Genomic DNA, 12,837 nt, shown 5'->3' on the forward strand with positions numbered 1-12,837 from the left:
AACAAGAACCTTGGGAGGGGTTCCGCATGGCACGTTATCTACTGGGGCTGGACGCCGGCAACACGGTCATCAAGGCCGTGATTTTCGACACGGAGGGCAATGAAATTGCCGCCGCATCCGCGGAGGGACACAGCCGCATGCCCCATCCCGGCCACGTAGAGCGTGGGCTCGACGAACTCTGGTCGAATGCCCGCAAGGTCATTCGCCGCTGCATTGAGCAGGCCGCCATCGAACCCGGGGATATTGCCGGCGTCGGCTGTGCCGGTCATGGAAACGGCCTCTATGCACTGGATCGGGGCGGAGAGCCGCTGCTCGGCATCCAATCGCTCGATACGCGAGCCGCTGCTCTAGTGGAGGAATGGCAGTCGCAAGGCGTCGGCGATCGGACACATCCGATCGCCCGGCAGCGTCCCTGGCCATCGCAGACGCCAACCTTGCTGGCCTGGCTGAAGCGTCACCGGCCGGACCTGTTCAATCGTATCGGCACGGTTTTCCTCTCCAAGGATTTCGTCGTCAACCGGCTGACCGGCCGTCGTGTCAGCGATGTGTCCGATATGTCCGGAGCTGGCCTGCTCAATCTTGCCGAGCGTCGCTATGACGCCGCACTAATGGAGGCCTACGGTCTTGGTGACCACATGGATCTCCTGCCGCCGCTGATCGAAAGTGCGGATATCGCCGGTACGGTGACTGAAGAAGTCTCCCGGCAAACGGGACTTGCCACGGGCACGCCTGTGGTCGGCGGGCTGTTCGATGTGGTCGCGTCGGCCCTCGGTTCTGGCGTGTCGCGCACCGGCAGTGCGTCGATCATCGCAGGTACCTGGAGTATCAATCAGGTTATCATTGGCGGTCCTGACCTCGACGGGCCGGTCTTCATGTCATCGACCTTCGATCGCACCCGCTACATGGCGATGGAGAACAGTGCTACCTCAGCTGCCAATCTCGAATGGCTGGTCAAGGAGTTCTTCGAGGGCGATCACTCAGCGGCCAGTTCGCCATTTGACGCATGCTGCGCGCTGGCTGGGGCGATCGATCCGGCCGCAGACGATCCGCTCTACCACCCCTATCTCTATGGTGCTCAGCAGGACGGCCATGCGCGCGCCGGATTCTACGGCATTGCGGGTTGGCATAGCAAAGGCCATCTGGTGCGCGCCGTGCTCGAAGGTGTCGCGTTCGGTCACCGTCAGCATATCGAGACGATCCGGAAGGCAGGCGCAGTCTTCAACGAAGCGGTGCTGTCAGGGGGTGGATCGCGAAGCCTCATCTGGCCACAGATCTTCGCCGATGTGCTTGGCGTTCCCGTCACCGTTGCCCGCTCGCGTGAGACCGGCGCACTTGGCGCTGCGATCGCGGCCGGCACCGGCGTCGGTCTTTTCGCAGACTTTGAAGCAGGTGCCGAAGTAATGGTCCGCGTTGAGCGGCACTACCGGCCGGACACCACGCTGGAAGCGCATTATGCACGACGCTACGCGCTCTACACCGACATCGCCGAGGCGATGGCGCCCCTTTGGCGGCGGCTGACGGCAGTCCCTCCTGCTTCGGCGGAGGCCGCGGCTTGACCATGCACAGAGATGAGACGCCGGTTGATGCAGGAACCTATGACTTCATAATTGTTGGCGCTGGATCGGCAGGGTGTGTCTTGGCAAACCGGCTGTCGGCCAATCCAAACAATCGCGTTCTGCTTCTGGAAGCGGGCGGAAGTGACCGTTACCACTGGGTCCATATTCCGATCGGATACCTCTTCTGCATGGGTAATCCGCGGACGGATTGGATGATGACGACGATGCCGGAGACTGGCCTCAACGGGCGTTCGCTTCCCTATCCGCGCGGCAAGCTTCTCGGCGGCTGCTCCTCGATCAACGGAATGATCTACATGCGCGGCCAGGCCGCCGACTATGATGGGTGGCGTCAGGCGGGCAATGCCGGTTGGGGCTGGGACGACGTCCTTCCATATTTCCGCAAGTCGGAAGACAACTACCGGGGAAGTTCCGAAATCCACGGCGCGGGCGGTGAATGGCGGGTGGAGCGTCAGCGCCTCTCATGGCCCGTTCTCGATGCCTTTCGGGATGCGGCCGAGGAACTCGGCATTCCAAAGACGGATGATTTCAATGGGGGCGACAACGAGGGCTCCGGTTATTTCGAGGTCAACCAGCGGGGTGGGATGCGCTGGAACACCACAAAGGCCTTCCTCCGGCCCGCCATGAGACGCCCCAATCTCCGCGTCCTGACCGCGGCGGAAACGGAAAAACTCCAGTTCGACGGCCGGCGGGTCACCGGCGTCCGCTTCCGGTCGAACGGTAAAATGCATCATGCGCAAGCTTGCCGCGAGGTCATCCTTTCCGCCGGCGCGATCAACTCGCCGAAGATATTGGAGCTCTCCGGGATCGGCAGACCCGATGTTCTTCAATCGGCCGGAATCGATGTGGTTCACCCGCTTGATGGCGTCGGCGAAAACCTGCAGGACCACCTGCAAATCCGCACGGTCTTCCGTATCGAAGGCGCAAGAACGCTGAACCAGCTCTATCACAACCTTCTTTCCCGCGCGGGAATGGGGTTGGAATATGCACTGCGCCGCTCCGGCCCTCTTTCCATGGCCCCGAGCCAGCTCGGCATCTTCGCAAAAAGCGATCCGTCGCTGGCAACCGCGGATCTTGAGTATCACGTTCAGCCGCTCAGCACCGACAGGCTCGGCGAGCCGCTGCATCGCTTCCCTGCCGTCACGGTCTCTGTGTGTAACCTCCGCCCCGAAAGCCGCGGCACGGTCCATATCTCAAGGCCAGACACGTCGGCAGTTCCGGATATAAGGCCAAACTATCTCTCGACCGCCGGCGACCGTATCGTTGCGGCGAGATCGATCCGTCATGCCCGCAGTCTGATGCAGGCCAAGGCAGTGTCGCGCTTCGCGCCCAAGGAGATGCTGCCGGGCGCAGAGTTTCAGAGTGACGAAGACCTGATCCAGAGAGCGGGCGATATAGCGACGACGATTTTTCATCCGGTTGGAACGTGCAGGATGGGAAGCGATGAGCATGCAGTCGTGGATCAGGAATTGCGTGTCAGAGGGATTGTGGGGCTGAGGGTCGTTGATGCGTCTGTCATGCCGACGATTGTGTCGGGCAATACCAATTCACCTGTCATTATGATCGCCGAGAAGGCCGCCGACATGATTGCCAATTAGCCGGGCTGGCGTGTTTCGGCACCGCCCGAGACATTGAGCCACGCCAGGCAAACATCACGCGTGCTTCTTGCCATCAACGATGGTTTGCCGAATGTATCGGACATCGCCCTGGAGCCTGAATTGATCGTCCGAGGCAGCACCCGATAGAGATAGCTTCGGGAGAACTGCGCCTTCCGCGAAGCTATTCGGCTCGCCGCCTTTACCGATATGTCCGGCAAATTAGAAAAATAATTTAGCGGGTGGGAAGGCGAAGGAATTAATAGCCTATCAAATTTCTAGATTTCATCGAATTTTATGTCGCGTTCCGATGCTTCCGACGGCCGATCCTTAGCCATCGCAAATGGAACCGAGGAGGAATTCGGTGGCACGACAGATCAGATTGGGCGCGTTTCTACCTGGCGGTGGCCAGCATATTGCTTCGTGGCGGCACCCGGATCAGCCGGTCGATGGCGCAACCAACCTCCAGTTTCATATCAAGCTCGCGCAAGAAGCCGAGCGCGGTCTGTTCGATGCCTATTTCCTGGCTGACGGGCTCGCGGTTGCCTTTGGCGGCGGCATCGAAGGCGGAAACGCAAGGGTCGTCGGATTTGAACCCGTGACACTTTTCTCCGCTCTTGCGCCGTTTACCAAGCATCTGGGCTTCATCGCCACGGCTTCGACGACCTATGAAGAGCCATATTCGGTGGCCCGCAAGTTCGCCTCGCTTGATCTGATTTCCGGCGGACGAGCGGGATGGAACGTCGTCACGACAGCGACGGAAGCAGCAGCCCGGAATTTCAACCGGGACCAGCAGCTTCCCCATGCCGCACGCTACCGCCGCGCAGCCGAGCACGTGAGTGTCGTCAAGAAGCTCTGGGAAAGCTTCGAGGACGATGCCTTCATCCGCGATCGCGAAAGCGGTGTCTATTTCGACGTGAACAAGGTGCATCGCACAGATCACCGCGGCGAGCATTTCAAGGTCGAGGGACCGCTGAATGTCAGCCGCTCCCCGCAGGGTCACCCGGTCATCGTTCAGGCGGGCCAGTCCGACGACGGCCGCGACCTTGCCGCGGCTACCGCCGAGGTGATTTTCACCGCCCACCAGAAGCTCGATACCGCGCAAGAGTTCTATCGCGACATCAAGGCCCGTGCCCGGGCGCATGGACGCAATCCAGCTCATGTTCTGGTCATGCCGGGCGTCTCGCCATTTGTCGGCCGGACGGAAGCCGAAGCGCGCGAAAAATACGAACGTCTGACGAGCTTGATCATCGAGGAAGACGGTCTTGCGCTCATCAACGCCTTGAGTGGCGGCGAGCTTGATCTTGCCGGCGCCGATCTCGATGGCCCACTCCCGCCAGCGCCGCCGACGGAAGGGATGAAAAGCCGCCAGGACTTGATCCGCCGCATCGCCGACGAAAACAACTTCTCGATCCGGCAACTTTACCAGTGGATCGCCTCGGCAAGGGGACACTACACGATCGTCGGCTCGGCCGTGCAGATTGCCGACACGCTTCAGGAATGGTTCGAAAATGAAGGCGCGGACGGCTTCAACATCCTGCCGCCGTGGCTGCCCACTGGCCTGACAGACTTCGTCGATCTGGTGATCCCGGAGCTGCAGCGCAGAGGCCTGTTCCGCACCGCCTACGAGGGAAACACGCTCCGCGGCAATCTTGGCCTTCCTTTCCCGCATACCCGCTGGGCAAGCGCAGCGTCTGAAGCCGCAGAATAGCAAAAAGCCAACAAGGAGATATGCAGATGGCAATCAATGATGACCAGCCAGCCGTATTGCAGGGCTTTCAGGCCGGAGCTTTCTGGCGGGAAGGGGCAGGCAGAGAGTTTCTGTCTTTCACCGGAAACATCTTCTCACGCTGGGGGCTTCTCATCGCATTCGCCGTCTTCTGGCAGATCGCACCGTCAATGGGCTGGACCAACAAGGCCGTCCTGCCGCCGCTCAGCATCATTGTCCAGGCGCTCTGGAACGGAATTGCCGCTGGTACCTTCTCGAATGATATCCTGATCAGCCTGCAACGGGCCGGTATCGCCTTCGGAGCGGCGGCTGCCGTCGGTATCCCGCTCGGGCTGTTCATGGGGCAGATCCGCGTCATCGAGCGCGCTCTCGACCCGATCCTCCAGCTTTTTCGCCAGACCTCTGCGCTTGCGCTCTATCCTGTCTTCATTCTGCTGCTCGGGCTTGGCGAAGCGTCGAAGATCTTCGTCATTTTCTGGGCGACGCTGTTCCCGATCCTCCTGTCGACGATCGGCGGGGTGAAGCAGGTTGATCCCAAGCTCCTCGAAATGGCACGCGTTTATGGCGCCGGCCGGTTGACCATCTTCCGCCGCGTCGTGCTGCCGGCTGCATTGCCCCAGATTTTCGTCGGGCTGCGCCTTTCCGCCACGACGGCCCTCCTGCTCTTGATTGCTGCGGAGATGATCGGCGCGAATTCCGGCGTCGGTTTCCAGGTCATGAATGCGCAATACAACTTCCAGATCCCGATGATGTTTGCCGCGATCCTGCTTCTGGCACTGCTCGGGCTATCCGCGAACTTCGTCCTCGAACGCCTGCAGGCCCGGCTTTGCCGTTGGACCAGGGTCAAGAACTGAAACGCATGCTTCTCAGCCCGACAAAGCGCTGATCCACCAAAACTCAGGAGATTGTAATGCACATTCTGCGCCGTTCCGGCGGTCACGCCCTCGCGCTCACCGCCGGCCTCTTTCTTGCCGCTTCCACCAGTTTCGCTGCTGCTGCCGAACCGGAGCAGGTGACGATCCGGTTCCTTGCCAGCCAGGGTGGCCTTGCTGCCCACGAGCTGGCGGATGCGCTGGGCTACTTCAACGGCACCGGCATCACGCTCAAGAATGTCGGTTACGCGCAGGGCGGTCCGGCATCGCTCTTTGCACTCGCCTCCGGCGATGTCGAGCTCGGCAGCGCTGCGACGGCAGCCGTTTTGAATTCGGTCGCCAGCGGCAATGATTTCATCGCGGCCTATGCTTCGAACGGCATCAACAAGACGACGGAAAGCATTTTCTACACGCTTGAGGGAAGCCCGATCCATTCGATCAAGGATCTTGCCGGCAAGACGATCGCCGTCAACACGCTTGGTGCGCATCTGGACTACACGGTCCGTGAGGCGCTCCATTCGGTCGGCCTTCCCGAGAATGCCGCAAAGCTCGTCGTCGTGCCGGGCCCGCAGCTCGAGCAGGTCCTTCGCTCGAAGCAGGTTGATATCTCCGCGTTCGGCTATTGGCAGAAGACCTTCGAAGGCGCTGCCCTGAAGAATGGCCCGCTGCAGAAGGTCTTCGGGGATACCGACGTTCTCGGCGAAATCGCCGGCGGCTTCGTCGTTCTGCGCCGCGATTGGATCAAGGAGCATCCGCAGGCTGCCAAGGTCTTCGTCGAAAAATCCGAAGCGGCCCTCGAATATGCGCGCCTGCATCCCGAAGAGACGAAAGCCGTCATCGCAAAGGTGCTCGCTTCGCGCGGTGAGAATGCCGATATCGCCCGGTATTTCACCGGCTACGGTGTGCGCGAAGGTGGCAAGGCGGTGACCCGCGATCTGCAGTTCTGGATCGACATCCTGGCACGCGGCGGCGTTCTTCAGCCGGGCCAGCTCAAGGCCGGGGATATTCTCTACAATCCTGCCAACTTCGCAGTCGCGAACTGAGGAGATAAGCGATGAGCATCGCCGAACCGGCAGTCCGTGGCGAAGTCACGATCCGAAACCTCTCGAAATCCTATTCGATCAAGGGCCGTCGTCTCGACGTGCTTCAGGGCGTCAGCAATCACATTCGCGCTGGGGAAAGTCTTGCGATCGTCGGTGCATCAGGGTCGGGCAAGACAACGCTGCTTCGGGTGCTTGCGGGGCTTGAGGATGCCGATCGCGGCGAGGTTCTGATAGACAGGCAGCCGGTTCGCGGTGTTGGCCGCGACCGGGCGGTTATCTTTCAGGAACCGCGGCTGCTGCCTTGGCTGAGCGTGCTCGACAATGTCGCCTTTCCGCTGGAAAATCGTGGGCTAGGCAAGTCGGAAGCCCGTGCAAGCGCCAGGCATTACATCAAGCTCGTCGGCCTCAGCGACTTTGCCGATGCCCTGCCATCGCAGCTTTCGGGCGGCATGGCGCAACGCGTCGGCATCGCGCGGGCGCTTGCCGTCAAGCCCGAGATCCTGCTGCTGGACGAGCCGTTCGGAGCGCTCGATGCGATGACGAAAATCACCATGCAGGAGGAGCTGGCGCGCATCTGGCGCGAAGAGCGGGTGACGATGATCCTCGTTACGCATGATCTCGAGGAAGCCGTCTATTTGGCCGACAGGGTGCTGATCCTGCCCAAGGACAAAGGCGGGCGGACGCGCGAGATCGAGGTCGATCTTCCAAGGCCGCGAAACCGCAGCGAGCCGCGCTTCGTGCGGCTGCGCGAACAATTGCTGAATGAATTTGGCCTGCATTGATGGCGCGCCGCAAGCGCGTTTGAAGGGAGACTTTTATGCCTAGACGTGACCGCCAAATGAGCCTCGGTGCTTTCCTGCTGTATACGGGACATCATGTTGCCGCATGGCGCCATCCAGGCGCATCCGACAGCACCCGCTTCCGGGACTTTGCGCAATTCGCACGCATCGCCGAAGATGCCAAGTTCGATGCTGTCTTCCTTGCAGATGGCGTCAGCGCCCGTATCAACGATGCGGCGGCCGCGAGCCGCAAGGCTCATTCCGGGTTCTATCCCTTCGAACCCGTCACGTTGCTATCGGCCTTGTCGGCGGTCACGAGCCGGATCGGCTTGGTGGCGACGGCATCCACCTCTTTCTCCGATCCCTACAACCTTGCGCGGCAGTTTGCGTCGCTCGATCATCTTTCGGATGGCCGGGCAGGGTGGAACCTCGTCACCTCTGCGGATCAGGGCGCCGCCTTCAACTTCAGCCGCGACGCCATCATTGCACATGCCGATCGTTATCGGCGAGCTGAAGAGTTCGTCGATGTCGTGACCGGCCTGTGGGATAGTACCGATGATGACGCCTTCAGCCGCGACCGGGAGAACGGGATCTATTTCGATCCCGGCAAAGTCCGCGCGCTTGACCACCGCGGCACCTTCTTCCAGGTGCGCGGACCGCTGAATATTCCCCGACCTCCTCAGGGACGGCCTGTCGTCATCCAGGCGGGCTCCTCCGAGCCGGGCAAAGAGCTTGCGGCACGAACGGCAGAAGCGGTTTTTACAGCACAGCAGACATTGGCGGGCTCGGTTGCCTTCTATAGCGATCTGAAGGGGCGTCTCTCGAAATACGGGCGCTCCGCGGATGACCTCAAGATTCTGCCCGGAGTTTTCCCCGTCGTCGGAAAGACCAGGCAGGAAGCGAGCGACAAGTTCGAGCAGTTGCAAAGCCTTCTTGAGCCGTCTGTCGGGCTGGACATGCTCGCCGATCTTGCGGGCGTGGAGGACATAAGGACGATGCCGGTCGATCTGTTGATATCGGATCTGCCGGAGACCGAGGGCGGGAAGAGCCGGAGGGCGCTTTTCCTCGAGCTTGCGGCTCGCGAGAACCTGACGCTTCGTCAGCTTTACGAGCGCGTGGCGGGCGCCCGCGGCCACTGGCAGATTGTCGGTTCCGCCAAGGAAATCGCCGACGAATTGGAGGAGCGTTTCGTCAACCATGGGGCCGACGGTTTCAATATCATGTCACCGGCGCTGCCCTGGGGCCTGTCGGACTTCGTGGGGCTCGTCGTCCCGGAACTGCGCCGCCGCGGCCTCTTCAGGCAGGAATATCAGGGGCATACGTTGAGGGATCATCTCGGTCTTTCCCGGCCAGGCTTGCAGCAGGGCGCACTTCCGAAGGTGGCGGCCGAGTGATGTGAGGGCCCGCGCGCTACGGCGATCGCTTCGGATGCCGTGCGGGAAACGCGGCGCCCGTTCTCAGTGAATGGACGTATCGTGCTCGGAACGCCGGCCGTAACGGCGCAGAGCTTGGCCTAAAAGCTCCACCATTTCCATTTCGCCGCATTGCCGCGCCAGATCATGCGCCTGCAGGCAATGCCAGAAGAGCCTCTCCGATGGCATCGGCTGGCCGATTGACGGGTAGACAATGCCCGCATAGTGCGAGGGCGTGCCGTTCGCGTCTCGAAAGCATCGCCCGAATGCCGAGACGCCGACCTCCGTGGCATCCGGCCGCACGATCCGGTAGTCGCGCTGGTAAGCTTCGCCCGTGACGATCGCTTCGTGAATGGCCTTGGCAACATCTGGTCTGTCGTCCTCGCGGATGCGGTCGAGAAACCGGACGATCGGCAGACCACGCTCGGCTTCGCGCGAATCCAGCCCAAAGAGATCGGCCAACGCGGCATCTGCATAGACAGTGTCGTCGCTCAGCTGCCACATGAATATCCCGGCATCGGCGGACCGCGCTGCAGTGTCTTCGGTCATATAGTCGTTCATCCGGCCGCCGCCCCAAACTGAAACATTTTACGGTCCTTTAATCTCATCTGCGGAATCGTTTTGCTATCCCGAGAAATCGGGATGCGGGCAAATATTTCAAAGCGTTAGCTTTCTAACATTGATCGGCATTGCGACGCCTGTTCGGAGTTCGGCCTTCACACAATTGGTGCATTAAACTGCACATTGTCGGCGTCCTCCGGCGTTCGGGATACGGTTTCCGGTCAAAAGGGGCGTTCTTCCACATCAGGGCAGCCGCCACGCAGCAGAGATGCCACTGATCTGGTACAGCTTCGGAACGGCTCCTGCAGCCGAGACCGTGCGAAAGCGCGGCTATGCAACAGATCTGCAGGAGCTAGAGAACGGCGTCTGCTGTGTTGCGGCTCCCATTCGCGGCCGGTCAGGCGATGTCGCCGGCGCGATTTCCGCCTCGGCGGTGGAACTGCGGATGACGCCCGAGCGCATCGCGTTTCTTGGGCCGGAGCTTTCCAAGGTTGCAACCGATATTTCCCATCGGCTGGGCTGGCGCTCTCCCGATCAGGGCAATCGCGGCCATTCCGAATTCAACGACGTTTTCAGCGACTGAGGGCAGCTCGCCCCGTTCTCGATCTCATGGTCAGATCCGCGCGACGGCACGCAGCTCTTCGGCGGTCGTGACGGGAAAGCCGAAGAATTCGAGATAGGCCGGAATCTGCTCGAAGAGCATGTCGGTGCCGACCTGGAATTTGCAGCCTCTGTCGCGCGCGGCGTCAAGGAACGGCGTGATCTCGGCTTTCATCACGACTTCGCCGACGAAGGTTTCCGGCGATAGACGCGAGACATCGACGGGCAGCGGATCGCCCTTGCGCATGCCAAGCGGCGTCGCGTTGACGACGATGTCGAAACCATCGGGATCATTCGATCCTGACGTTACCGCCGTTTGCGGATAGTGTGCGTTCAACCGGGCCTTCAATCCATTCAACGCTGTCTCGCTGGCGTCGTGAAGCGCAATGTGCTTTACACCCGCGGCGGCAAGGGACGCGGCAATCGCCGATCCGACGCCGCCGGTACCGACGATCAGGACGCTTGTGCCTTTGACCCGCTGGCCCTTGCGGACCAATCCACGGACGAAACCTTCACCATCGAACATGTCGCCGATCAGCTGGCCGTCAGCGCCGAGCTTCACCGCATTGCAGGATCCGGCCACCTTCGCATTTGTCGAGATCTCGTCGAGCAGGCCCATCGTCGTGGTCTTGTGCGGCATGGTGACGAGGGCGCCATGGATATTGGAGAGGCGGAAGACCAGCTTCAGAAAATCGGGATAGTCCTGCGCCTTGCAGCCCATCGGCACGACGACGGCATCGATGCCGTGCTTGTCGAAATAAGGATTGTAAATCAGCGGCGCCTTGAAGGTTTCCGTGGGGTAGCCGAGATGGGCAATCAATCGGGTCGTGCCGCTGATCATGACAACCGTTCCTTCTCGCGCCGTGCATCGGCCTTGAGGTGAACGGTCATCCCTGAACGCGCCGATGCCTTGATCGCTTCGATGACGCGCAGTGTCTCCAGACCTTCCCGTCCGCTGACGAGTGGATTGGCGTTGCCACAGATGACGTCGCAGAAGTGATTGAGCTGAGCGGCAAGTGGCTCGACGGCATCGAAGGGCAGGCGCTCCTTGACGAGGCGTTCCAGCCAGTTCGCGGCCCCGGCGTTTGTCCAGAGCGTCATTTGCGGAATGGAGAGCGAGCCGGCGGTGCCGCCGATCTGATAGCATATCTGATCCTGCCGGGGATAAGACGGGTTCTCACCCGCCGTCATTTCCCAACTCCAGGGTGATGCTGCAGCGTCCGACACGTTGAACGTGGCGAGGACGCCGCTTTCGAAGCGCATCACCACGACAGCCGTGTCTTCGACCGGATACCCACGTGCCGAACTTGACTGCATGGCGTGTACACTTTCGACATTCCCGAAGAAGTACCGGAAGAGATCGACGTCATGGATCATGTTGATGAGGATCGGGCCGCCGCCTTCTTCGCGCCGCCACTGAACGGTGAAGTAGTCTTCCGGCTTGGCAACCCAGAAGGTGCCCTGCGCCGTCAGCACCTTGCCGAGCCGTCCCGTCTCCAGAGCGGCTTTGACGGCTTGAACCATGGGGTTATGGCGGCGGTGATGACCGACGAGGATCGGCACACCTGCGGCCTCCGCCGAGGTAACGATGATTTCGGCGCCAGCGGCATCGTCGGCGATAGGCTTTTCGATGAGCGCCGGCAGTCCTGCTCGAACCGCTTCAAGGGTATTTTCGACATGCAACTGGTTCGGTGTCGCGATAACAACGCCGTCGAGCGAGCCGCCTGCGAGCGCTGCGGCAAGCGAAGGAAACCATGGCGCCTTCTTCCCTGCCGCATATTCGCGGGCCGCGTCCGTTGGATCGATGATCGCGGCAAGTGCCGTGCGCCGTTCGGCGCCGATCGCCTCGATATGGCGCTTGCCGATCAGGCCCGCGCCCATGACCGCGATTTTCAGGGATGCCGTCTGCTGGTGGGTCGCCATTGCACTCGAACCTAGTTACGCAGGATTTCGCCAAGAAACTGGCGGGTGCGCTCGTGGCGCGGATTGGTGAAGAACTCGGCCGGGTGCGCCTCCTCGACGATCGCGCCGCTGGCCATGAAGATGACCCGGTCGGCGACCTGCCGCGCGAAGCCCATTTCATGGGTCACGCAGATCATCGTCATGCCCTCTTCGGCGAGACTGATCATCGTATCGAGCACTTCCTTGACCATTTCCGGGTCAAGCGCCGAGGTTGGCTCGTCGAACAGCATCACCTTCGGGCGCATGCACAGCGCCCGGGCGATCGCCACACGCTGCTGCTGGCCGCCGGAAAGCTGGACCGGATATTTGTTGGCCTGCTCGAGGATCTTCACTCTGGCGAGCAGCGAGCGGGCGCGTTCCTCGGCTTCGGCCTTTCCTGCGCCAAGCGCCCGCATCGGTGCCAGCATGCAGTTTTCGAGCACCGTCAGATGCGGGAAGAGATTGAACTGCTGGAAAACCATGCCGACTTCGCGGCGGATCGCATCGATCGCCTTGGCCTGGTTGCCAAGCAGGATGCCGCCAACGCGGATCTCGCCTTTTTCGTAGCTCTCCAGATGGTTGATGCAGCGGATCAAGGTCGATTTGCCGCTACCCGAGGGGCCGCAGAGCACGATCCGCTCGCCGGTGCGTACCGACATGTTGATGTCGTGCAGCGCCTGAAATGCGCCGTACCATTTCTCCACGTGGCTCATGGTGATCATGGTTTCGGT

12 protein-coding genes are annotated in these 12,837 nt (G+C 61.2%); 8 read left to right on the forward strand and 4 right to left on the reverse strand.

Features of this window, described 5'->3' with window-relative positions; translation table 11 throughout:
• The first annotated feature begins 26 nt into the window (after window positions 1-26).
• From AC1DV9_RS24895 to AC1DV9_RS24925, 7 genes are all read left to right on the forward strand, one after another.
• Window positions 27-1,556: an FGGY-family carbohydrate kinase gene (locus AC1DV9_RS24895; protein WP_112390043.1), complete on the forward strand. Its 1,530-nt coding sequence runs from the start codon at window positions 27-29 to the stop codon at window positions 1,554-1,556.
• Between the two features lie 2 nt (window positions 1,557-1,558).
• Window positions 1,559-3,172, forward strand: a complete 1,614-nt coding sequence (locus AC1DV9_RS24900; protein ID WP_477950470.1) for a GMC family oxidoreductase — start codon at window positions 1,559-1,561, stop codon at window positions 3,170-3,172.
• 361 nt (window positions 3,173-3,533) lie between these two features.
• Window positions 3,534-4,880 (forward strand): LLM class flavin-dependent oxidoreductase, encoded by a 1,347-nt coding sequence (locus tag AC1DV9_RS24905; protein WP_477950387.1) that lies wholly within the window; start codon window positions 3,534-3,536, stop codon window positions 4,878-4,880.
• A 26-nt stretch (window positions 4,881-4,906) separates the two neighbouring features.
• Window positions 4,907-5,752, forward strand: coding sequence for an ABC transporter permease (locus tag AC1DV9_RS24910; protein ID WP_112390040.1), 846 nt, complete (start codon window positions 4,907-4,909; stop codon window positions 5,750-5,752).
• Between the two features lie 56 nt (window positions 5,753-5,808).
• Complete coding sequence (locus AC1DV9_RS24915; RefSeq protein WP_477950388.1) at window positions 5,809-6,813, forward strand: ABC transporter substrate-binding protein; 1,005 nt, start codon at window positions 5,809-5,811, stop codon at window positions 6,811-6,813.
• Between the two features lie 11 nt (window positions 6,814-6,824).
• Window positions 6,825-7,595, forward strand: a complete 771-nt coding sequence (locus tag AC1DV9_RS24920) for an ABC transporter ATP-binding protein (RefSeq protein ID WP_112390038.1) — start codon at window positions 6,825-6,827, stop codon at window positions 7,593-7,595.
• A 35-nt stretch (window positions 7,596-7,630) separates the two neighbouring features.
• Window positions 7,631-8,986: an LLM class flavin-dependent oxidoreductase gene (locus AC1DV9_RS24925; protein ID WP_112390037.1), complete on the forward strand. Its 1,356-nt coding sequence runs from the start codon at window positions 7,631-7,633 to the stop codon at window positions 8,984-8,986.
• Between the two features lie 63 nt (window positions 8,987-9,049).
• Here AC1DV9_RS24925 and AC1DV9_RS24930 read toward each other — a convergent pair whose 3' ends face one another.
• Window positions 9,050-9,565, reverse strand: a complete 516-nt coding sequence (locus tag AC1DV9_RS24930) for a PAS domain-containing protein (protein WP_112390036.1) — start codon at window positions 9,563-9,565, stop codon at window positions 9,050-9,052.
• Window positions 9,566-9,833: 268 nt separating this feature from the next.
• Between AC1DV9_RS24930 and AC1DV9_RS24935 the strand changes: the two genes are divergently transcribed.
• Window positions 9,834-10,148: an IclR family transcriptional regulator domain-containing protein gene (locus AC1DV9_RS24935; RefSeq protein WP_112390035.1), complete on the forward strand. Its 315-nt coding sequence runs from the start codon at window positions 9,834-9,836 to the stop codon at window positions 10,146-10,148.
• A 30-nt stretch (window positions 10,149-10,178) separates the two neighbouring features.
• On the opposite strand, the gene AC1DV9_RS24940 is transcribed toward AC1DV9_RS24935, so the two are convergent.
• Genes AC1DV9_RS24940 through AC1DV9_RS24950 form a run of 3 tightly spaced genes read right to left on the reverse strand, consistent with a single transcriptional unit; the run spans window position 10,179 to window position 12,828 of the window.
• Window positions 10,179-11,006, reverse strand: coding sequence for a shikimate dehydrogenase family protein (locus tag AC1DV9_RS24940; protein WP_112390034.1), 828 nt, complete (start codon window positions 11,004-11,006; stop codon window positions 10,179-10,181).
• Window positions 11,003-12,088: a Gfo/Idh/MocA family protein gene (locus AC1DV9_RS24945; protein WP_310301265.1), complete on the reverse strand. Its 1,086-nt coding sequence runs from the start codon at window positions 12,086-12,088 to the stop codon at window positions 11,003-11,005. Before AC1DV9_RS24945 ends, AC1DV9_RS24940 begins: the two co-directional genes overlap by 4 nt.
• Before the next feature lie 11 nt (window positions 12,089-12,099).
• On the reverse strand, window positions 12,100-12,828 hold the full coding sequence (locus tag AC1DV9_RS24950) for an amino acid ABC transporter ATP-binding protein (RefSeq protein WP_112390091.1): 729 nt from the start codon (window positions 12,826-12,828) through the stop codon (window positions 12,100-12,102).
• Between the last annotated feature and the right edge of the window lie 9 nt (window positions 12,829-12,837).

This window comes from Rhizobium sp. 01L410 (assembly GCF_056400165.1).

Coding starts and splice junctions, on each gene's coding strand:
- AC1DV9_RS24945 (WP_310301265.1), bottom strand. CDS start 12,088: ATGGCGACCCACCAGCAGACGGCATCCCTGAAAATCGCGGTCATGGGC.
- AC1DV9_RS24910 (WP_112390040.1), top strand. CDS start 4,907: ATGGCAATCAATGATGACCAGCCAGCCGTATTGCAGGGCTTTCAGGCC.
- AC1DV9_RS24925 (WP_112390037.1), top strand. CDS start 7,631: ATGCCTAGACGTGACCGCCAAATGAGCCTCGGTGCTTTCCTGCTGTAT.
- AC1DV9_RS24935 (WP_112390035.1), top strand. CDS start 9,834: ATGCCACTGATCTGGTACAGCTTCGGAACGGCTCCTGCAGCCGAGACC.
- AC1DV9_RS24930 (WP_112390036.1), bottom strand. CDS start 9,565: ATGAACGACTATATGACCGAAGACACTGCAGCGCGGTCCGCCGATGCC.
- AC1DV9_RS24895 (WP_112390043.1), top strand. CDS start 27: ATGGCACGTTATCTACTGGGGCTGGACGCCGGCAACACGGTCATCAAG.
- AC1DV9_RS24915 (WP_477950388.1), top strand. CDS start 5,809: ATGCACATTCTGCGCCGTTCCGGCGGTCACGCCCTCGCGCTCACCGCC.
- AC1DV9_RS24900 (WP_477950470.1), top strand. CDS start 1,559: ATGCACAGAGATGAGACGCCGGTTGATGCAGGAACCTATGACTTCATA.
- AC1DV9_RS24950 (WP_112390091.1), bottom strand. CDS start 12,828: ATGATCACCATGAGCCACGTGGAGAAATGGTACGGCGCATTTCAGGCG.
- AC1DV9_RS24920 (WP_112390038.1), top strand. CDS start 6,825: ATGAGCATCGCCGAACCGGCAGTCCGTGGCGAAGTCACGATCCGAAAC.
- AC1DV9_RS24940 (WP_112390034.1), bottom strand. CDS start 11,006: ATGATCAGCGGCACGACCCGATTGATTGCCCATCTCGGCTACCCCACG.